General features: G+C 41.1%; 20 protein-coding genes and 1 tRNA gene. 20 read left to right on the forward strand and 1 reads right to left on the reverse strand.

The features are described 5' to 3' along the window. From ACH2DQ_RS01175 to ACH2DQ_RS01235, 13 genes are all read left to right on the forward strand, one after another. On the forward strand, window positions 1-1,137 hold a 1,137-nt coding region (locus ACH2DQ_RS01175; protein WP_395025189.1), incomplete at its 5' end, for a dihydroxy-acid dehydratase. Window positions 1,138-1,152: 15 nt separating this feature from the next. Further along, a complete protein-coding gene (gene ilvB, locus ACH2DQ_RS01180; protein ID WP_394915535.1) occupies window positions 1,153-2,826 on the forward strand; it encodes a biosynthetic-type acetolactate synthase large subunit in 1,674 nt (557 codons plus the stop codon). A gap of 99 nt (window positions 2,827-2,925) precedes the next feature. Beyond that, window positions 2,926-4,008, forward strand: a complete 1,083-nt coding sequence (gene serC / locus ACH2DQ_RS01185) for a 3-phosphoserine/phosphohydroxythreonine transaminase (RefSeq protein WP_394915536.1) — start codon at window positions 2,926-2,928, stop codon at window positions 4,006-4,008. 1 nt (window position 4,009) lies between these two features. After that, on the forward strand, window positions 4,010-5,173 hold the full coding sequence (locus ACH2DQ_RS01190; RefSeq protein ID WP_394915537.1) for a 3-phosphoglycerate dehydrogenase family protein: 1,164 nt from the start codon (window positions 4,010-4,012) through the stop codon (window positions 5,171-5,173). A gap of 142 nt (window positions 5,174-5,315) precedes the next feature. Continuing rightward, window positions 5,316-5,465: a hypothetical protein gene (locus ACH2DQ_RS01195; RefSeq protein WP_394915538.1), complete on the forward strand. Its 150-nt coding sequence runs from the start codon at window positions 5,316-5,318 to the stop codon at window positions 5,463-5,465. Then, the gene (locus ACH2DQ_RS01200) at window positions 5,465-6,700 is read left to right on the forward strand and encodes a DUF1015 domain-containing protein (protein ID WP_394915539.1); all 1,236 of its coding nucleotides are present in this window, start codon (window positions 5,465-5,467) and stop codon (window positions 6,698-6,700) included. Before ACH2DQ_RS01195 ends, ACH2DQ_RS01200 begins: the two co-directional genes overlap by 1 nt. 82 nt (window positions 6,701-6,782) lie before the next feature. Continuing rightward, window positions 6,783-9,398 carry a 1,4-alpha-glucan branching protein GlgB gene (gene glgB, locus ACH2DQ_RS01205; protein ID WP_394915540.1) on the forward strand — a complete coding sequence of 872 codons (2,616 nt, stop codon included), beginning with the start codon at window positions 6,783-6,785 and terminating at the stop codon, window positions 9,396-9,398. 45 nt (window positions 9,399-9,443) lie between these two features. After that, a complete protein-coding gene (locus ACH2DQ_RS01210) occupies window positions 9,444-10,325 on the forward strand; it encodes a mechanosensitive ion channel family protein (protein WP_394915541.1) in 882 nt (293 codons plus the stop codon). A gap of 110 nt (window positions 10,326-10,435) precedes the next feature. Beyond that, window positions 10,436-10,753 (forward strand): metal-sensing transcriptional repressor, encoded by a 318-nt coding sequence (locus tag ACH2DQ_RS01215; RefSeq protein WP_394915573.1) that lies wholly within the window; start codon window positions 10,436-10,438, stop codon window positions 10,751-10,753. A gap of 114 nt (window positions 10,754-10,867) precedes the next feature. Continuing rightward, window positions 10,868-11,542 carry an NAD-dependent deacetylase gene (locus tag ACH2DQ_RS01220; protein ID WP_394915542.1) on the forward strand — a complete coding sequence of 225 codons (675 nt, stop codon included), beginning with the start codon at window positions 10,868-10,870 and terminating at the stop codon, window positions 11,540-11,542. A gap of 42 nt (window positions 11,543-11,584) precedes the next feature. Then, a complete protein-coding gene (locus tag ACH2DQ_RS01225) occupies window positions 11,585-12,874 on the forward strand; it encodes an LCP family protein (RefSeq protein WP_394915543.1) in 1,290 nt (429 codons plus the stop codon). A gap of 217 nt (window positions 12,875-13,091) precedes the next feature. Continuing rightward, entirely contained in the window at window positions 13,092-13,703 is a 612-nt protein-coding gene (locus tag ACH2DQ_RS01230) for a hypothetical protein (RefSeq protein WP_394915544.1), read from the forward strand. A gap of 108 nt (window positions 13,704-13,811) precedes the next feature. Further along, window positions 13,812-13,884, forward strand: a tRNA-Thr gene (locus ACH2DQ_RS01235). Between the two features lie 72 nt (window positions 13,885-13,956). Here ACH2DQ_RS01235 and ACH2DQ_RS01240 read toward each other — a convergent pair. Continuing rightward, complete coding sequence (locus ACH2DQ_RS01240; RefSeq protein WP_394915545.1) at window positions 13,957-14,454, reverse strand: MGMT family protein; 498 nt, start codon at window positions 14,452-14,454, stop codon at window positions 13,957-13,959. A gap of 225 nt (window positions 14,455-14,679) precedes the next feature. On the opposite strand from ACH2DQ_RS01240, the gene ACH2DQ_RS01245 reads away from it, so the two are divergent. The 7 genes from ACH2DQ_RS01245 (at window position 14,680) to ACH2DQ_RS01275 (ending at window position 20,771) form a co-directional block, all read left to right on the forward strand. Then, window positions 14,680-14,970 carry a phage holin family protein gene (locus ACH2DQ_RS01245; protein WP_394915546.1) on the forward strand — a complete coding sequence of 97 codons (291 nt, stop codon included), beginning with the start codon at window positions 14,680-14,682 and terminating at the stop codon, window positions 14,968-14,970. 337 nt (window positions 14,971-15,307) lie between these two features. Then, window positions 15,308-15,703 (forward strand): hypothetical protein, encoded by a 396-nt coding sequence (locus ACH2DQ_RS01250; RefSeq protein ID WP_394915547.1) that lies wholly within the window; start codon window positions 15,308-15,310, stop codon window positions 15,701-15,703. Window positions 15,704-15,725: 22 nt separating this feature from the next. After that, window positions 15,726-16,574: a DUF5685 family protein gene (locus ACH2DQ_RS01255; RefSeq protein WP_394915548.1), complete on the forward strand. Its 849-nt coding sequence runs from the start codon at window positions 15,726-15,728 to the stop codon at window positions 16,572-16,574. Beyond that, the gene (locus ACH2DQ_RS01260; protein WP_394915549.1) at window positions 16,555-17,211 is read left to right on the forward strand and encodes a DnaJ domain-containing protein; all 657 of its coding nucleotides are present in this window, start codon (window positions 16,555-16,557) and stop codon (window positions 17,209-17,211) included. The genes ACH2DQ_RS01255 and ACH2DQ_RS01260 overlap by 20 nt, the downstream gene beginning before the upstream one ends. A gap of 501 nt (window positions 17,212-17,712) precedes the next feature. After that, window positions 17,713-18,384: a response regulator transcription factor gene (locus ACH2DQ_RS01265; RefSeq protein ID WP_394915550.1), complete on the forward strand. Its 672-nt coding sequence runs from the start codon at window positions 17,713-17,715 to the stop codon at window positions 18,382-18,384. Beyond that, window positions 18,385-19,398, forward strand: coding sequence for a sensor histidine kinase (locus ACH2DQ_RS01270; protein WP_394915551.1), 1,014 nt, complete (start codon window positions 18,385-18,387; stop codon window positions 19,396-19,398). It abuts the gene before it with no gap. Between the two features lie 251 nt (window positions 19,399-19,649). Beyond that, the gene (locus ACH2DQ_RS01275; RefSeq protein WP_394915552.1) at window positions 19,650-20,771 is read left to right on the forward strand and encodes an MFS transporter; all 1,122 of its coding nucleotides are present in this window, start codon (window positions 19,650-19,652) and stop codon (window positions 20,769-20,771) included. Window positions 20,772-20,783: the final 12 nt, after the last annotated feature.

Here is a 20,783-nt window from a genome sequence, read left to right on the forward strand (position 1 = left end):
GAATTCGAATGCAAGGCTTGCCCGACCTGCGGTTCCTGTTCCGGAATGTATACGGCAAACAGCATGAACTGTCTCACAGAAGTACTGGGTATGGGGCTGGGAGGAAACGGTACAATTCCTGCAGTTTATTCTGACCGTATCCGTCTTGCAAAACACGCCGGAATGAAAGTAATGGAAATGTTAGAGAAAAATATCCGTCCACGAGATATCATGACAAAAGATGCATTTATGAATGCACTGACCGTAGACATGGCACTCGGATGTTCCACGAACAGTATGCTGCATCTTCCGGCAATTGCCCATGAAGCGGGAGTGGAATTGAATTTAGATATTGCAAATGAAATCAGTGCGATTACTCCAAATCTGTGCCATCTGGCACCAGCCGGACACACCTATATTGAGGAGTTAAATGAGGCAGGCGGGGTTTATGCAGTTATGAATGAACTGGATAAGAAAAACCTCCTTCATACAGACCTCATTACGGTAACCGGCAAGACAGTAAAAGAAAATATTGAAAATTGTAAAAATCTCAACCCGGAAGTGATCCGTCCAATTGAAAATCCATACAGTGAAACAGGTGGAATCGCAGTATTAAAGGGAAACCTGGCACCGGACTCCGGTGTTGTAAAACGTTCGGCAGTAGCTCCGGAAATGATGGTGCATGAAGGACCTGCAAGAGTATTTGACTGCGAAGAAGATGCGATTGAAGCAATTAAGAATGGTAAAATTAATGCTGGAGATGTAGTTGTCATCCGTTACGAAGGACCAAAAGGCGGACCGGGTATGCGTGAAATGTTAAACCCCACTTCAGCTATTATGGGAATGGGACTTGGTTCCAGCGTAGCCCTGATTACAGACGGACGTTTCAGCGGTGCTTCCAGAGGAGCGGCGATTGGACACATATCACCGGAAGCAGCAGTTGGAGGACCGATAGCCCTGGTGGAAGAAGGAGATACCATCCGGATTAATATCCCGGAAAATAAACTGGACTTTGTCATTTCTGAGGAAGAATTAAAAGAGAGAAGAGCAAAATGGCAGCCGAGAACGCCAAAGATTACCACTGGCTATCTGGCACGTTATGCAGCGATGGTTACTTCCGGCAACCGCGGCGCAATCCTGGAAATACCAAAGATATAGAAAAGAGGTAAGCAGATGAGATTAACAGGTTCAGAAATTGTAATAGAATGTTTAAAAGAGCAGGGAGTTGATACCGTATTCGGATATCCGGGCGGCACCATTCTCAATATTTATGATGCTTTATATAAGCATGACGGTGAAATCCGCCATGTACTCACCTCACACGAGCAGGGAGCAGCCCATGCAGCGGACGGCTATGCCCGTGCAACCGGAAAAGTCGGTGTCTGCATGGCAACTTCCGGACCGGGTGCTACGAATCTGGTAACCGGCATTGCGACAGCATATATGGATTCTGTGCCCCTGGTGGCAATTACGGCAAATGTTGCGGTACCCCTCCTTGGCAGGGACAGTTTTCAGGAAATTGACATTGCAGGTGTGACAATGCCCATTACCAAACATAACTTTATTGTCAAAGATGTTGAAAAACTGGCTGAGACTATTCGGCGTGCATTTATTATCGCAAAAGAGGGAAGGCCGGGACCGGTTCTGATTGACATTACCAAAGATGTCACTGCAAATGAAACAGAATATGAAAAGGTAAAACCGGAACCCATTGAACGGAAAACAGATTACATCAAAGAAGATGATCTGGAAGCAGTCATCGGCTTAATTAATAAATGCAAAAAACCATTTGTATTCGTAGGCGGCGGTGCGGTAATTGCAGAGGCGTCGAAAGAATTAAATGAATTTGTGGAAAAAGTGCATGCTCCGGTTGCAGATACCCTGATGGGTAAAGGGGCATTTGACGGTACAAGTGAACTGTATTGCGGTATGCTGGGAATGCACGGAACGAAGACCTCGAACTTTGGAGTTACCCAGTGTGATCTTTTAATTACCATCGGCGCCAGATTCAGCGACCGTGTTGTGGGGAATGCTGAACGATTTGCCAAAAATGCAAAGATCGTACAGATTGATGTAGATCCTGCTGAAATTAATAAAAATATTATTGTAAATGAAAGTATTATCGGCGATGTAAAAGAAGTCTTAAAGAGATTAAATGCAAGGATTGAAGAACATCGTCATGACGAATGGCTGGCTCAGATTGCAGATCTGAAACAGAGATTTCCGTTAAAATATAAGGAAGAAGGCTTAACCGGTCCTTATATTGTGGAAGAAATCTACCGTGTTACCAAAGGGGATGCGGTGATTACCACAGAAGTGGGACAGCATCAGATGTGGGCAGCACAGTATTACAAATATAAAGCGCCCCGGACATTTATTACTTCAGGCGGGCTTGGAACCATGGGTTATGGTCTGGGTGCCAGTCTTGGAGCGAAACTTGGATGCCCGGATAAGACCGTCATTAATATTGCAGGAGACGGCTGTTTCCGTATGAATATGAATGAAATTGCTACGGCAGCCAGATATAACATTCCGATTATTCAGGTTGTTATTAACAATCATGTTCTTGGAATGGTGCGCCAGTGGCAGACATTGTTCTATGAAAAGCGTTATTCACATACCATATTAAATGACGCTGTAGATTTCGTGAAATTGGCAGAAGCCATGGGAGCGGAAGGAATCCGCGTTACCAAAAAAGAAGAAGTAGCGCCGGCTCTTGAAAAAGCAATTGCTCTTGGAAGACCCGTTGTCATCGACTGCCAGATCGACTGTGATGACAAAGTATTCCCAATGGTACCGGCAGGTGCTGCGATTGAAGAAGCATTTGACCAGGATGATTTAAAATAACCTATTGACTATTTTTTAGCATAGCGATAAAATAGTGCTTATGAGTCCAATTTAGGATGGTAAAGTAAAAAAGCGTTTAATTATGAGGAGGAAACAAAAGTGAGCAGAGTGTACAATTTTTCAGCGGGTCCGGCAGTATTACCGGAAGAAGTACTAAAAGAAGCAGCAGCAGAGATGCTGGACTATAAGGGGTCCGGAATGTCCGTAATGGAAATGAGTCACCGATCTCAGGTTTTTGATGAAATTATCTGCGAAGCAGAACAGGATTTACGTGATCTGATGAAGATACCGGACAATTATAAGGTACTGTTTTTGCAGGGCGGTGCGTCACAGCAGTTTGCCATGATACCAATGAATCTGATGAAAAACAAAGTAGCAGATTATATTGTTACAGGCCAGTGGGCAAAAAAAGCTTACCAGGAAGCACAGAAGTATGGAAAGGCAAATAAAATTGCTACTTCTGAGGATCAGACATTTTCCTATATTCCGGACTGCTCTGATTTACCGATCAGTGAAGACGCAGATTATGTGTATATCTGTGAGAATAACACAATTTACGGGACGAAGTTTAAGACCTTGCCAAATACAAAAGGTAAAACTCTGGTAGCAGATGTTTCTTCCTGTTTCTTATCAGAACCAGTTGATGTGACTAAATATGGAATTATTTATGGCGGCGTTCAGAAAAATATCGGTCCTGCAGGTATGGTAATCGTTATCATCCGGGAAGATCTGATTACGGAAGATACCCTTCCCGGAACCCCAACCATGCTACAGTATAAGACACATGCAGATGCAAAATCTCTGTACAATACACCAAACAGCTATTGCATTTATATGTGCGGTAAAGTCTTCAAATGGCTGAAAAAAATGGGCGGTTTGGATGCAATGAAATTACATAATGAAAAGAAAGCAGCAATCCTCTATGACTTCCTGGATAACAGCAGATTATTCAAAGGAACGGTAGTAAAAGAGGACCGTTCTCTCATGAATGTACCATTTGTTACCGGAAATGACGAGTTAGATGCGAAGTTTGTAAAAGCAGCAAAAGCAGCAGGATTTGAGAATCTGAAAGGTCACAGATCCGTAGGTGGTATGAGAGCCAGCATCTATAATGCAATGCCAATAGAAGGTGTTGTAAAATTAGTGGAATTTATGAAGAAATTCGAAGAGGAGAATCTGTAAAATGTTGAAATATAATTGTTTAAATCCCATTGCGGAAGCCGGAACGAGTCTGTTTACAGAGAACTATGAAAAAGTGGATCAGTACCAGGATGCGGATGCCATATTAGTAAGAAGTGCGGCAATGCATAACATGGAGTTCCCTGAAACCATTGAAGCAATTGCAAGAGCCGGAGCAGGGGTAAATAATATCCCCCTTGACAAATGCGCAGATCAGGGTATTGTAGTATTTAATACACCTGGTGCAAATGCAAACGGTGTTAAGGAACTGGTCATCGCAGGTATGCTTTTAGCGGCACGTGATATCGTAGGCGGTGTAAACTGGGTTCAGTCTGAAAGACAGAATGAGTTAATTGCAAAAGCGACGGAAAAGGAAAAGAAAAACTTTGCCGGTTCGGAAATACAGGGTAAAAAACTGGGTATTATCGGTCTTGGTGCAATCGGTGTAGCCGTTGCAAATGCGGCAACACATCTTGGAATGGAAGTTTACGGATACGATCCTTATATCTCCGTAGATGCAGCCTGGAACCTTTCCAGAAGCATTAAACATATCCAGCAGGTAGATGATATCTACAGAGAATGTGATTATATCACCATTCATGTTCCGCTGATGGATGCTACGAAGAAGATGATTAATCAGGATGCAATCGCATTGATGAAAGACGGCGTTGTCATTCTGAACTTTGCCAGAGACCTGCTGGTAGACGAAGATGCTATGGTAACTTCTCTGCGTACAGGTAAGGTAAAGAAATATGTAACGGATTTCCCAAATCCAACTACAGCAGGAGAAAAGGGATGCCTGGTAATTCCTCATCTGGGTGCATCCACTGAAGAATCAGAAGAAAATTGTGCAATTATGGCAGTCAAACAGTTAAAGGATTATCTGGAAAACGGTAACATTCAAAATTCCGTAAATTATCCAAACTGTAATATGGGCGAATGTTCCCACGTATGCCGTATTGCAATTAATCACAGAAATACCAAGAACATGATCGGACAGTTCGCATCCGTTCTTGGTTCCGCAGATCTGAACATTGCCAATATGACGAATACAAGTAAAGGTGATTATGCATATTCGTTATTTGATTTAGATACCCATCTTCCGGAGGATGTAAGAAACACTCTGAAGAATATCGAAGGCGTGCTGAAGGTTCGAGTGATTAAATAATGATGAACATAATTGTCGCAAAATGTGAGGTTTTGCGGCAATTTTTGTATCAGGAGAAGGATAAGCAGTATAAAGGTCAGAGACTGTTAAAAATGGGGATGGGCTGGCTGCTGCCGCCCGGATCCGAGACAGGAGGTATTTCATGTTGTATCAGGTAAAAAAGATATTACGGCCTGTGAAGGCAGCAAAGACAGTTGCAAGGTCCGTGAGAAAAAACCGCAGGGAATATGGTATATTGTGGGAGAAATTACAGGAAGAATTTCAGAAAATAGTGAAAGGCAGGAAGAATTAATGGCACAAGTAAAGGCATTTCGGGCAATCCGTCCAAGAGAAGACCTGGCATCCAAAATTGCGGCACTTCCCTATGACGTTTATAACAGGAAGGAAGCAAAAGCAGAGGTAGAAAAGGAACCCTATAGTTTTTTAAAAATTGACCGTGCGGAAACACAGTTTCCGGATGCGGTGGATACCTATGCCCCCCCCGTTTATCAAAAAGCCCATGATATTCTATGGGAGATGAAAGCAGAGGGGCAATTTGTACAGGATAAGTCAAGCTGTTATTATCTCTATGAGCTGGTTATGGATGGCAGGTCACAGACAGGCATCGTAGCCTGTGCGTCTATTGATGATTATATGAGCGGTGTGATTAAAAAGCATGAGAATACCAGAGCAGATAAAGAACAGGACCGTATCCGCCATGTAGACAGCTGTGATGCCCAGACGGGACCGATCTTCCTGGCTTACCGTAAAAACGAGGTGCTGAAAAAGCTTGTTTTACAGGGAAAAGCAGAGGAACCGGTATTTGATTTTGTATCGCCGGATGGGATTACCCACAGGGGATGGAAAATAGAGGATGAGAATCTGAACCGGGAGATTCAGGAAGCTTTTGGAAAGGTTGGGCATATTTACATAGCGGATGGGCATCACCGTGCAGCATCAGCGGTTAAGGTTGGTTTAAAGCGCAGAGAAGCACATCCAGACTATGACGGTACGGAAGAATTCAATTATTTCCTTTCGGTTTTATTTTCGGAAGACGAGCTTCTGATTTTGGATTATAACCGGGTTGTGATGGATTTAAATGGAATGTCCGGGGAAACATTCCGAGATCAGGTGGCAGACAAATTTGATATCCAAAAATCTGAAGTCCCGGTGAAGCCGGATGCAAAGGGAATTTTAGGAATGTATTTAACAGACGGCTGGTACCGCCTGCAGGTGAAACCGGCATATGTTTCAGATGATCCGGTAAAAGGTCTGGATGTATCTGTTTTACAAGATGAATTATTACATCCGGTGCTTGGAATCCAAGATCCCAAGACGGATAAAAGGATTGATTTTGTTGGCGGAATCCGTGGGCTTTCGGAGCTTGAAATGAGAGTGAAAGAGTGCGGCGGTGTGGCATTTTCCATGTATCCCACCTCCATAGGAGAACTGTTTGCAGTAGCAGATGCCGGGCTCCTGATGCCACCGAAATCTACCTGGTTTGAACCTAAACTCAGAAGCGGATTGTTTATCCACAGCCTTACGTAATACCGCGGGAACAGTTTTAGTTCCATTCATAAGATAAATGTGGTAAAATAGCCATATAGAAATGGGACAAGGAGGGTATGCTATGAATGAAAAATTATACGAGTTAATGGATTGGGCAGCAATTGAGGCAATTGTTTATTCAGAAGAGGACAATCCCCATTCATTATTGGGAGCACATCTTACAGAAGAAGGCGTATTGATACAGGCATTTATTCCCCGGGCAGTTCAGGTTGCCGTGTGTATAGATGGGATTAAAAAGGAATACGAAATGGAACTGGAAGATGAGGCAGGGTACTTTGCAGTGTTGATACCCAGAAAGAGCATTCCTGATTACACGTTTAAAATTACTTATGATACCGGAGAAACGGAAGAGATAAAAGATCCGTATGCGTTTGCACCGCAGATTACGGAAAAGGATACAAAAAAGTTTAATGCAGGAATCTGCTATGATATTTATGAAAAGCTGGGAGCCCATCCCATGACCCTGGGGGGAACCGAAGGTGTGTACTTCGCAGTATGGGCGCCTAATGCTACCAGAGTCAGCGTTGTTGGCGACTTTAATTTATGGGATGGCAGACGTTTTCCAATGAGAAGGCTGTGGGACAGCGGAATATTTGAATTATTTATTCCCGGAGTTAAAGTGGGGGCTGTCTATAAATATGAGATTAAAGCAAAAGGCGGACTTACCTATCTGAAAGCCGATCCATATGCCAATGCCGCCGAGTTAAGACCGAACAATGCATCGGTTGTAGCCGATATTCGTGGTTTTAAATGGACAGATGCTGACTGGCTTGCTAAAAGAAAGAAGACCGATACCAAAAAAGAACCTATGGTGGTATACGAAATGCATTTGGGTTCCTGGAGACTCCCCGGGGATGAAGAAAGGAATTTTCTGGGTTATCGGGAACTGGCACCACAGATCGCCGCATATATCAAAGAAATGGGGTATACCCATGTAGAACTGATGCCGATCATGGAACATCCGTTTGATGGCTCCTGGGGGTATCAGGTGACCGGATATTATGCACCGACCAGCCGTTATGGAACGCCGGAAGACTTTATGTTCTTCATGGATTATATGCACCAGCAGGGCATCGGCGTAATTCTGGACTGGGTTCCGGCACATTTTCCAAGAGATACTTTTGGCCTTTGTACCTTCGACGGAACCTGCCTCTATGAACATCTGGATCCCAGACAGGGATCACATCCTCACTGGGGCACGCTGATTTACAATTACGGGCGCCCTGAGGTAAGGAATTTCCTCATTGCAAATGCTTTGTTCTGGGCGGAAAAATACCATGTAGACGGAATCCGCATGGATGCGGTAGCTTCTATGCTATATCTGGATTATGGCAAAAACGACGGGGAATGGGTTGCCAACATGTATGGCGGCAATGAAAACCTGGAGGCTGTTGAATTCTTCAAACAGCTTAATGGAGTGTTTAAGAAAAAAGAAGGCGGCGCAATTCTCATAGCGGAAGAATCAACGGCATGGCCGAAGATCACCGCACCTCTGGAAGAGGATGGACTGGGATTTGATTATAAATGGAATATGGGATGGATGAATGATTTTATCCATTATATGTCTCTGGATCCGCTGTTTCGGGGCGGTCACCATGGGGAACTGACTTTCAGCATGGTATATGCTTACAGTGAAGATTTTATCTTAACACTGTCCCATGATGAAGTTGTTCATGGCAAGGCTTCCATGATCGGTAAAATGCCGGGAGAGCCAAAAAACCAGTTCGCAAATCTGCGTGCTGCTTACGGATATATGATGGCACATCCGGGGAAAAAGCTTTTGTTCATGGGTCAGGAATTTGCACAGTATTCGGAATGGTCGGAAGAAAAAGAGCTGGAGTGGGACATGCTGGATGTAAAACAGCATAAACAGATGCAGGATTATGTAAAAGCATTAAATGCATTCTATGTAAAGAACCCGGCGCTTTATCAGCTGGATTATGATCCAAAAGGTTTTGAGTGGATTAATAATATATCTGCAAATGAAAATATGCTAGTCTTTACCAGAAATACACGCAAGAAGGATGAAATGCTGTTAATCGTTTGTAATTTCTCTCCCCTTGTTTATGAAAATCATAAAATAGGGGTACCTTATCCTGGTAAGTACAAAGAAATCTTCAACAGTGACAAAAAAGAATTCGGCGGAACGGGGATGGTGAATCCACGTGTGAAGCTTTCCAAAAAAGATGAATGTGATGACCGTCCGAATTCCATTTCCATAAAAGTACCGCCAATGGGAATCTCCATTTTCTCTTATACGAAAGCGGTAGAGAAAAAGGCTGAACAAAAGCCGGTTAAAACCAAGGCGAAGAAAAGCAGTCTGAAAGAAGAGCTTCAGAAGAAGATCGAAGAGGCGGAAAGCCAGAGCACTGTACAGGCTGTGGAACCCGCATCGGCAGTGCCAGTCAAGCCAGCAGTGGTTAAGCCGGCTGAGGTAAAGGCAGAGAAGTTAGAGCCGGTGAAGACAGAAGAGTTAACAAAGGCAGTATCAGAGCCGGTGAAGACAGAAAAGGTAACAAAGGCAGTATCAGAGCCGGTGAAGACAGAAAAGGTAACAAAGGCAGCAGCAAAGCCAGTGAAGCCGATCAAAAAGACAGCGAAAAAATCGACGGCAAAGAAAACGGCTGGTACTGCCAGAACAAAAAAGAAACAGGATGCAGAAAAAGATCAGAAATAAGAATTATTAAGGATCAGAATTAAAAGAGATGAAAGGGTAATTAAAATGGAAGACACAATTGCAGATCAGGTAGAGAAGGCGAACGCTGTTGTACGGTATTTTGAACAGAAACTTCCGGGTATCGCCGACTTTGGAATTAAAATCTTAATTGCCCTGCTTGTATTTTTTATTGGAAGCAAGATGATAAAGTGGATGTTGAAGCTTCTGAAAAAACCATTCCTGCGTGCAGGTCTGGAAGAAGGCTCCGTACATTTCCTTAATTCACTGGTAAAGGCAATTCTCTATATTTTACTGGTATCGGGAATTGCAACTTATCTGGGAGTTAAAGAAGCTTCCATTGCGGCATTATTGGGTTCTATGGGTGTGGGTATTGTCCTGGCACTTAAGGAATCCCTGGGGAATCTGGCAGGAGGATTTATTCTCCTGCTGATGAAGCCGTTCAGTATAGGTGATTATATAAAAGAAGATGTGAATGACAATGAGGGCACGGTTAGTAAGATAGATTTATTCTATACTACTTTACTGACACCGGACAACCGGACAATCAGCATACCGAATGGTTCCTTATCCAATACAAGCCTGACGAATTTATCAAGACAGAATAAAAGGCAGCTGAGGCTGGTGATCGGCATATCATACAAAGCCGATATCAGAAAGGCGAAAGAGATTCTGGAGGGAATCCTAAATAATGATATTGCAATATTAAAGGAAGAACCAATCGAAATCTTCGTGGATAATCTGGCAGCTAGCAGCGTGGAATTAGGGTTTCGATCCTGGGTTAAACCGGAGGATTACTGGCCGGCAAGATGGAGAATCATGGAACGTGTAAAATATGCGTTTGACCAGGATGGCATTAACATTCCGTATAATCAATTAGATGTTACAATAAAAAATGCAGAGGTACAAAAGGAGATAAACAGGAGGTAACTGTTATGGCAGTAACAAAAGAAACGGATGAAGAAAGGAATAGTGAAACACAGGAACATCTATCCGGAGCCCATACACATGTAAGGGAGGATGGGACTGTGTATGAACATATGCACATGCATGTTCATGAAAATGAGTCCGTTCCACATTCCCATGGACATGTACATTCCCATGAGAGCACAAAAGCGGTTATGAACCGTTTATCACGGGCAATCGGGCATCTGGAGTCCATTAAGAGGATGGTAGAAAGCGGAAGGGACTGCAGTGAAGTCCTCATCCAGTTATCAGCGGTAAAAGCAGCAATTAACAATACGGGAAAGGTCATTCTGCACGACCACATTCAGCATTGCCTGATTGATGCAGTTGAGTCGGGCGATACACAGGCGATTGAAGAATTGAATAAAGCTATAGACCGTTTTATAAAATAAAATATCTTGCAATGTGCAGATTGCTTTAAGGAAAGGGATGAGTTTATGAAGATAGACTATTTAATCAAAGCAATACAGCAATCTGAATATCTGGTGGCCCTAGGAGGCCTGAATATGATGCGAGAGGTAGGCATATCTCATTATCACGACAAAGATGAGGCCTATCGAATTGAAAGAAAGTACGGGTACTCTCCGGAGGAATTATTTTCTGCCCGCTGCTTTGCGACCAATCCGGAAAAATTTTATAATTACTATAAAGATGACATTCTGTCCCAAAATGAAGAAGAACCAGGACCTGCATACGATGCACTGGCCAGACTAGAGGCAATGGGAAGGCTAAAATATATTATTACAAGAGAAATATATAATCTTCCCCAGAGAGCAGGCTGCAAAAAAGTAATTAATCTACACGGAAATATTTATGAGAATAACCATTGCCCAAGATGTTTAAAACAGTTTTCGCTGGAATATATAAAAAAAGCAGAGGGTGTTCCGCTCTGCGATGAATGTAATATTCCGCTCCATCCGGGTGTACGGCTGGTAGGAGAGATGGTAGATAACCATGTGATGAGTAAGGCGGCTGAAGAAGTGGCTAAAGCAGATGTACTGCTTGTACTGGGGCTGCATCTGAAAACGGAATTATGCAGGGAGTGTATACAATACTTCCAGGGCCAAAGGTTAATTTTAATAAATTCCCAGGAACATTATGCTGACAACGTTGCAGATATGGTGTATCATGACAATGTGCAGACGTTCTTTCCAAAGGTAGTGGATATGATTCAGCTGTGACAAAAAATAAAATACGGGATTATTTAAAGGAGCATTAATCCAATGGACAAAGAAAAAGTGGACAAAGAAGATCCAGCATATAAAAAACGCAGGAAAAGAAAAATTTTGATTATCGTAGGAGTAATACTGCTTCTGATTGTAGCCGCAGTGGCATTTGCATATTCTTATGTGCAAAGCAAGCTGGGTAAAATACAGTCCAGTGAGATGAATATGGACAAAGTAGTAGTAAATGAAGAACTGGAAACGAATAAAGTTATCAAAGGATATACGAATATAGCACTCTTTGGACTGGATACCAGAGATGAAGATCTCTCTCGGGCCAACAGTGATGCAATCATAATCGCAAGCATCAATAACGATACAAAAGAAGTAAAACTGGTATCTATTTACCGTGATACGTACTTATATATTGGCGGAGATTTATACAGAAAAGCAAATGCCGCATATGCCAATGGCGGAGCGGAACGAGCTGTATCTACATTAAATGAAAACTTTGATTTGAAAATTCAGGATTATATATCCGTTGATTTTAATGCATTAGCTGAGATCGTGGATTTATTGGGCGGAATAGAACTGACCGTAGATGAAGCGGAAAGCGTGCATCTGAATAATTATTGTGTGGAAACTTCAGAAGTAACAGGCAAGAGCTATGAAAAGCTTCCGGGTGCAGGTACTTACAACATGAATGGCGTACAGGCAACCTCCTATTCCAGAATCCGTTATACCGCAGGAAACGATTTCAAGAGAACCGAACGCCAGAGGGAAGTAATCGAGAAGATCGTTGAAAAGGTGAAAAAAGCAGATGTCGGAACACTGAATAAAGTCATGGATGGAATATTTCCTATGATCCGCACCAGTATGACTCAGGCAGAGATGATTTCTATGGGAATGGGAATGTTATCCTATAATATAACTGAGACAATCGGATTCCCTTACGATCATAAGACCGGCGGCAAAGGTGGATCAGGAGATGATGAAGTACCCCAGACATTGGAAAGCAATGTAGTAAAACTGCATGAATTCCTTTTTGGTACAGAAGATTATGATCCTTCAGCCAGAGTCAAAGATCTGAGTCAAAAAATTCAGAAACTCACTGGAGTAGGGCCAAAAGTAGAATCTACAGAGAAAACCTCAGAAAAATCATCAGATAAAACAACTGGATATTCAACTGAAGATCTGGCTGAAGAAAAGACAGAAGATTCCAGTGAACAGACTACAAAGGAATCCTATAGTAGAGATTTCGGGAAATCTTCTAAGATTGGCATTACTGCTGAGACCGAGTCAGAAACGGAATCGGAAACAGAAACAGAAACAGAGTCAGAGACAAAATAAATCAGGATATGGAATGATGCAGTTTGCTGTTAGCACAGTAAGCTGCATCTTTATTTTTGTTAGAATTTGTCAGATATGATTGCGGTCAGAGCCAGATTGCAGTATACTTATGATAGAAGTAAAAGTGATAGATGTTGATTTCAGTGATAGCGGGAAACTCTTTACCACTGTTAAGAAAACAGGCAGCATTGATTAAAGTCAAGGGGGAGAGAATGAGATGAAAAATAATCTTTGGAACGCTTTGGTTCATCCCGAAGAGGTGAATCAAATACGGGTTATGGATACTGTTGAGGATGGGCAGATAAAGGAGTGGAGAAGAAGAAACCGCTTTTGTTATTTCGTATATTTTAGCTCTTTTATCGTGTATCAGATACTATTGTATATTTTTCGTGAAATACCAGTAGAAACATCAAAATGGCTGATCCTTATACTCTTTCCATCTGCAATATTTTGTGTAGGCGATGCTGCATATGATTGTTACTGCGGATTACCGGGTAAATCAGATGTGGGAATCAGAAATCTGATCGGAATAATTTTTAGTTATTGTATAGGGATCCTGGTATTTTGGATGCTGCTATATGCCTTGGAAATATTTGGAGGTCCAGATGGAAAAAGGTTAAGTTTTTTAGCCGCAATTGCTGCCGGCACAATGGCTGCGCTATTCGTATATGCCGATCTGGCAATCATATATCGCCAGTATGTAAAGAAGAATCTGCCAGGGGCAACCAGTAGACAAATAACGGAGACAAAGGTAGTTTCCGGCATCTGCGCAGGTGTTTTAATCATCGTTTTCCTTGTGTTGATTCTCTATCCCTTCTTAACAATATAACCAGATAACAAACATAGAAGAAAATAAGAAGAAATAGTAAAAAAAGCTTGCAAAATTCCTAAAATTTGTATATAATAACTTAGGTCGGTGGTTGATAATCAACCACATGCTTCTGTGGCTCAGCTGGTAGAGCGCCGCATTCGTAATGCGTAGGTCGCCGGTTCAAATCCGGCCAGGAGCTTGGAAAAACCCTTGAGATACAAGGGTTTTTTTGTTTTAAAATAAAATATGCAATTAAACCCAATGTTTAGCATCAGTTTTTTTCAGAAGTACGATCTAATTCAAATATCACATCTTCATAATCTTTGACATAATATCGTATATTCGTTCGTCCTTTTTGAATAATCGTATGTCCCTCTTCTGCCAGCTTTTCTTTTTGCGCTTCCACTCCGCCCGGGTACTTGGGATTTAATTCCCCATTCGCCTTTAATGTCCTCCAGTATGGGGTTTTATCATCACTTCGCTGGTAACTTGCCCATGCAGCTATGGAAACAAAGATTCCGGCTGTAATTGGTTCCGTGAAATCTGCACCGTTTATCTTCGCAAAATATTCCCTAATTTTTCCTATAGTAAGAACTTTTCCAAAAGGCACGGTTTTCATTACACTGTCATAGGCAGCAGGCGGGGCGAAATACATTTTATCACCGCCATATTTCCGGATACTTTTTGGGTCTGTCACCGTCTGGAATTTCGGCATATCCTTCCCATCATTTAACATTGCATTGAAATCTTTTTTATCTTCATTTGCCATAATAACACCTCCTGTAACAAGTATAGTGTATATTGACGATCCATGCAATGAGACTGTTTAATTATTTCTGCTGAATATTATACACCCGTGAGCCGGCAAGTTGGTATACGGCATGACATGATATGACGAGACATGATACACCGTATTATGAGCTGAGGCAGCATGCGGCACATGAGGAATGGGGAAAGCATATAAATAAAGCATCATAGACAGGGGGTAAACAATATGGATATTATGGATTATATTAAGCCAGGATTGATTGTGGTTGCTATTATATTGTATTTTATAGGCAAATGGCTAAAGCAGAGCACTTTGCTTTCGGATAAATACATCCCGTTGGCAGTTGGTTTTATTGGAATAGTGATATGCGGTATATGGGTGGTTGCCACATCCAGGTTTATAACAGGGCAGGATATTGCCCTGGGCTTATTTACTGCCATTGTGCAGGGTATACTGGTGGCGGGCTTAAGCACATATGTGAACCAGATTTTTAAGCAGATTAATAAAGAGGAGTAGGTTAGCATTTTCATTAACTGCAGTGTAATCCAAACGGAAAGATAATAAAAAAACCCCGGCGCTATGCCGGGGATAAAAGAATCAAATTTTGGGAGTACCCCGCAGTTCTTGGGGAAGCCTGCGGAGCGCGAGTTGTGAAACGTACTAGATTTTTACCAATACAAAGAAATTCTACCATATTCATCATATTATGACAAGAGAATTATTTTGCTAAATTTATACATAAATCGACAAAGTAAACTGTTTACAAAAATTTTATGAATCCTTTATTGATTTAAATTTTCATACAACCTATAATACTATTAATGATGGAAATAATATTTAGGAGGATTTGGAAGTGAAGGAGAAGTTTCAAAGGTTTATGATGGGACGGTATGGAGCAGATGAATTATCAAGATTTATGATAATTGTGGCTTTTGTATTAGTAGTTTTATCAATTTTTATCAGAAGCGGGTTGTTTTCATGGGTTCCGTTGATTTTGCTGGCTTTGATTTACGTGAGGATGTTTTCGAAAAATATCCAGAAACGTTATGGGGAAAACCAGAAGTTTCTGGAGTTAAAAGGCAGAGTTACCGGATTGTTCAACGGACAGAAAAAACGTCTGGAACAGAGTAAAGATTTTCATATTTACAAATGTCCGAAATGCAAACAGAAAATACGGATTCCCCGGGGCAAAGGAAAGATATCCATTACCTGTCCCAAATGCGGAGACCAGTTTATAAAGAAGAGTTGATAGAAAAGCAGAGGATTGAGTGATGTTCGGATATGTGACGATTAATCAGGATGAAATTAAAATTAAGGATTATAAGACCTACCGGGCATACTATTGCGGGTTGTGTAAGCGGTTGGGAAAGCAATATGGGGTCAGGGGAAAGGTTTTGCTGACCTTTGATATGACTTTTCTGGGGCTGCTGTTATCAAGTCTTTATGAGTCCCAGGATGAACTTAAGCTGCAAAGGTGTGTGTTACATCCTTCAAAAAAAGAATTGATTGCTGAAAATGAAATGCTGGATTATGCGGCGGATATGAATGTACTTCTGGCTTACCATAATTTAATGGATGATTGGTTTGATGATCATAATGCTGCCAAACTTATGCTTGCCAGGATGATACATAAAAAGTATAAAGAAACGGCAGTAAGGTATCCGAGGCAGCGCAGGGCAATCCAAAGATATATGAAAAGAATGCACGAATGTGAAGTGCGCAAAGAAAAAAACCTGGATGTAGCAGCAGGGCTTACCGGTACCGTACTAAAAGAATTGTTTATCTATAAAAAGGATGAATGGAAGGAACCGTTAGGCCAGATGGGTTTTTATCTGGGGAAATTCATTTATCTGATGGATGCCTATGAAGATGTGGAAAAGGATAAAAAAGCTGGAAATTATAACCCTCTCATACCAATGATGAAAGATTCTGATTTTACCGAAAAGTGCAAAGATATGATGATGCTGATGATGGCAGAATGTTCCAGGGCATTTGAGAGGTTGCCAATTTTAGAAAATGTTGATATACTAAGAAATATATTGTATTCCGGAGTTTGGGTGAAATACGAAAAAGTAACGAAGGAAAGAGCAGGAAATAAGAATGATAATGGATCCATATAAGGTGCTGGGGATTCCGTCTTCAGCATCTGATGATGAGGTAAAAAAAGCATATAGGCAAATGAGCCGGAGATATCATCCCGATGCTAATCTGAACAATCCCAATAAGGATCAGGCAGAGGAGAAATTCAAAGAGGTACAGCAGGCCTACGATCAGATCATGAAAGAGCGTACCGGCGGATATACGGGCGGTTACGGCGGACAAAGCAGTCAGGGTTATGGACAGGGACAGGGTTTTGGCGGCTATGGCGGTGGATTCGGTCAGCGTCAGTATGAGAGTGGCGAGCCGATCGAATACCAGGCAGCGGCGAATTATATTAATGCCGGACACTTTCAGGAAGCTCTGAACGTTTTAAATAATATTTCACAGCGCAATGCGAAGTGGTATTATCTCAGTGCGCTTGCTAACGCGGGAATCGGCAATAATCTCAATGCTAAAGATTTTGCATCCCGGGCTGCAGCTCTGGAGCCGAATAATTTCCAGTACCAACAGCTTAAGAGACAGTTGGAGTCCGGTGGGCAGTGGTATCAGACAATGGGCAGTGGTTACGGTGGAATGCCCCAGAATTTTGATACAAGCTGTTGTACACAGATTTGCTGTATGAATATGCTGTGCGGCTGTTGTTGCAGACCATGCTGACAACTTAATTTCAACTTCATGAACGGGTCTGAAAATGTGCCTGCATAAGATACTTTGCGGTAGGAATGCACCAAATTCAACCAGTGGGTGTAGTGATCTGCACCAACCAATTTGGTACATCCCTGTCACAAAACGATTATAACCTTTCCAAAATAACAAACCAAACGGAAGTAGAAACGGTAAGAAAGGAATAGAAGGTGGGAATCCTTCTTTTTTTGTGTCTCAAATTCTCTATAAAACGAAATTGACGGAATCAGAGTGCGTTTGAAAAGTCATTTCTGATATCAGCACGCCCAAGTTTGCAGCCAGAATGCGCTAAATTTAGTCCACGCAGCCCGCTGCGCCTTTTAAATTGGCACATCCATGAAGCAGACTGGAATGCTCAGCAGTCACAAAGCGATTTTCAAACTCGTTTTGTCACTGCTTGACAGATGGGTGGTAAAATAATATGATGGACATACAGAAATTAATAAAAGAACATAAGAGTGAAAGGATGACAGAATGTATAAAATATTAATTGTGGAAGATGACATGATTATCGCTTCGTCAGTAAAAGAATATTTACGGACATGGGGGATGGAGACGGAGGTTATCACAGACTTTGAGAAGGTCATTGAAAACTTTATCGCATTTGATCCACAGCTGGTTCTCATGGACATAACTCTGCCTTTCTTCAATGGATATCACTGGTGTCAGGAAATCAGGAAGATCTCTAAGGTTCCAATTATTTTTCTGTCGTCTATGAGTGATAACATGAATATTGTAATGGCGATTAACATGGGCGGAGATGATTTTATTACTAAACCTTTTGATTTAACTGTACTTGCAGCAAAAGTTCAGGCAATGCTTCGAAGAACATATGCTTTTCAGGGCCAGACAAATGTTTTAGAACATAATGGTGCCATTTTAAATCTGAGTGATACCACATTACTATATCAGGAGAAAAAAGCAGATCTCACAAAAAATGATTTTAAGATACTGCAGATCCTGTTAGAAAATGCAGGAAAGGTCGTATCCCGGGAAGCTATCATGGAGCGTTTATGGGAAAGTGACAGCTTTATTGATGATAATACGCTGACCGTAAATATAACAAGGCTGCGTAAAAAGTTGGAAGACATTGGTCTGGAAGGCTATATTGCAACAAAAAAGGGAATAGGGTATATGGTGGTGTAAATGGATAAAATCAGGGAATACAATATAATCGGCAGATATATGAAAGATCATCTGATGCAGATGGTGGCAGTTCTCATATTCTCCTGTATCTTTATACTGATCTTCTATCTATATGGAATACCGGTTAAAATATACAGCTATGCTTTTTTACTGTGTTTCGCGGTTGGTGTTGTAATGACAATCATCAGCTATTGGAAATATAGAAGCAAACACATAGCGCTTGCAGGTCTTTTTTGCAGAATCACAGTAGAATGCAATGATCTGCCTCCAACGGGAAGCTTGCTGGAAGCGGATTACCAGGAAATATTATTAAAGCTGTTTCATGACACTGCCCAGGAAAAAGAACAGGAAGAACGCAGTAAAAAAGATATGATGGATTACTACACATTGTGGGCACATCAGATTAAAACCCCAATTACTGCGATGCGCTTGCTTATTCAGGTAGAAGACAACGCCAGAAATCAGAGCCTGTTACAGCAGCTGCTTAAAATCGAGCGATATGTTGATATGGTATTGCAGTATCTTCGAATGGAAAATATGTCATCTGATTTGAAACTTCAGGAATATAAAATTTTGGATTTGGTAAGAAAAGCGGTAAAGCAGGACAGTTCGGTTTTTATTTACCGGAAAATACCTTTTGAGTTAAAAGAAATGGATGATACTGTGATTACAGATGAGAAATGGATGGTATTTGTGATAGAACAGATCCTGTCTAATGCTCTGAAATACACAAATGAAGGAAAAATATCGGTATATATGGATCCAAATGAGCGGGAAACATTAATTATCGAAGACACCGGTATTGGCATTCAGGAAGAGGACCTGCCACGTATTTTCGAAAATGGATTTACCGGTTATAACGGTCGTATGGGTAAGAAATCAACAGGTATTGGTTTATATCTTTGTAAGAAGATTTTAGACAGACTCGGGCATTCTATTAAAGTATCGTCGAAAGTTGGCAGGGGAACCAGGATTGCAATTAATCTGTACCGAGAACAACTGAAAACAGAATAATTGAAAACAGAATAACTGAAAATAGAATAAGTGAATCAGAAGAACAAAAACAGAATAGCCCGGAAATATATCAGTGAGAAGGAGATGATAACTATGATAATTTTAAGACCCCCTTGTTAAGCCTTATACAGAAATCGGGGACCTCCATTTATTATCTATATCTTACATAATAGATGATAAAATTGGAGGAAAATAAAATAAAAACTTTTCAAGTTAAGCTATTATATATCTATAAATTCATGAGTCAATGCATGCCCATCTATGCTTTTTATACAATTTTATTTATCCAAAGGGGAATGTCCGTTACGGACATCGCTGTTTTATTAGCACTTTGGAGTTTATTTACCATAGTATTTGAAGTTCCCTCAGGGATTTTGGCAGATAGATGGAACAGAAGAAATATGCTTGCTATAGCAGCTTTGCTACAGGGATTATGCTTCATGATATGGTTTTTTTCTCATTCGTTTCTGATGTTTGCGTTTGGGTTTGTTTTTTGGGCTATTGCGTGTGCATTTATTTCCGGAACGGAAGAGGGATTGACCTATGACAATCTCAAGAGTGACGGAAATGAAGAAATTTTTGTTAAAGTGTACGGAAAAGCCCGGTTTTGTGCCAATATGGGTACGATCACCGGGGTTGTATCGGGAGGTATCATTGCCAGTATCGCCAATATAGAAAGCATTGCTCTAATATCTGCAGTAATATGTTTTGTCAATGTAATAGTCGTCTTACAGATCAGAGAGAAAAACTATTATTCAGAGAGAGTGGATGATGTATCCCAAGAATTTTTTAAAACCTTTCAGGAAGCAGTAATTTTTCTCAAAGGAAACAGAGGTGCCTTGATTTCTATATTGTTTTTGGTGCTTTTTGTAAGCCTGGGAGAATATATGGATGAATTTGATGCCCTTATTGTACACGATTTTAAGCTCAGTAATATTTGGGTCAGTGTGATTCTGGGGGTGAGGTTTATTTTTATTGCACTTGGTGATATTCTGGCACCCATCGTAAAGAAGAGGATTACTTCTGTCAAGCAAATCTTTCTGTTTAATGGACTGGCATGTATATTTCTGGTGATGTTTACTTTATTTTGGCATCAATATGCCTTATTCATACTTGGAATTTGGCTGATGGCCATGGCAATCTCTGAAATATTGCTGGTAGATGCGTTACAAAACAGAATCAATGAAGAAGGCAGAGCTACGGTAATGTCATTTTATGGTATGGGTCAAAATGTAGTGATGATCTGTTTTAGTCTTGTCTTTGCATTGCTGACAGGATTATTTACCTTGCAGCAGGTATATATGATTATATCGGTTTATGGTATTTTAGGTGGAATCAGTTTTTTCTTATGTTTTAGAATAATGAGAAACTAATCGAAAAGGTAT

The organism is Robinsoniella sp., assembly GCF_034124845.1.

Coding starts and splice junctions, on each gene's coding strand:
- ACH2DQ_RS01200 (WP_394915539.1), top strand. CDS start 5,465: ATGGCACAAGTAAAGGCATTTCGGGCAATCCGTCCAAGAGAAGACCTG.
- ACH2DQ_RS01270 (WP_394915551.1), top strand. CDS start 18,385: ATGGATAAAATCAGGGAATACAATATAATCGGCAGATATATGAAAGAT.
- ACH2DQ_RS01255 (WP_394915548.1), top strand. CDS start 15,726: ATGTTCGGATATGTGACGATTAATCAGGATGAAATTAAAATTAAGGAT.
- ACH2DQ_RS01220 (WP_394915542.1), top strand. CDS start 10,868: ATGATGCGAGAGGTAGGCATATCTCATTATCACGACAAAGATGAGGCC.
- ACH2DQ_RS01265 (WP_394915550.1), top strand. CDS start 17,713: ATGTATAAAATATTAATTGTGGAAGATGACATGATTATCGCTTCGTCA.
- ACH2DQ_RS01195 (WP_394915538.1), top strand. CDS start 5,316: ATGTTGTATCAGGTAAAAAAGATATTACGGCCTGTGAAGGCAGCAAAG.
- glgB (WP_394915540.1), top strand. CDS start 6,783: ATGAATGAAAAATTATACGAGTTAATGGATTGGGCAGCAATTGAGGCA.
- ACH2DQ_RS01230 (WP_394915544.1), top strand. CDS start 13,092: ATGAAAAATAATCTTTGGAACGCTTTGGTTCATCCCGAAGAGGTGAAT.
- ilvB (WP_394915535.1), top strand. CDS start 1,153: ATGAGATTAACAGGTTCAGAAATTGTAATAGAATGTTTAAAAGAGCAG.
- ACH2DQ_RS01225 (WP_394915543.1), top strand. CDS start 11,585: ATGGACAAAGAAAAAGTGGACAAAGAAGATCCAGCATATAAAAAACGC.
- ACH2DQ_RS01240 (WP_394915545.1), bottom strand. CDS start 14,454: ATGGCAAATGAAGATAAAAAAGATTTCAATGCAATGTTAAATGATGGG.
- ACH2DQ_RS01245 (WP_394915546.1), top strand. CDS start 14,680: ATGGATATTATGGATTATATTAAGCCAGGATTGATTGTGGTTGCTATT.
- ACH2DQ_RS01190 (WP_394915537.1), top strand. CDS start 4,010: ATGTTGAAATATAATTGTTTAAATCCCATTGCGGAAGCCGGAACGAGT.
- ACH2DQ_RS01210 (WP_394915541.1), top strand. CDS start 9,444: ATGGAAGACACAATTGCAGATCAGGTAGAGAAGGCGAACGCTGTTGTA.
- ACH2DQ_RS01260 (WP_394915549.1), top strand. CDS start 16,555: ATGATAATGGATCCATATAAGGTGCTGGGGATTCCGTCTTCAGCATCT.
- ACH2DQ_RS01215 (WP_394915573.1), top strand. CDS start 10,436: ATGCACATGCATGTTCATGAAAATGAGTCCGTTCCACATTCCCATGGA.
- ACH2DQ_RS01275 (WP_394915552.1), top strand. CDS start 19,650: ATGCCCATCTATGCTTTTTATACAATTTTATTTATCCAAAGGGGAATG.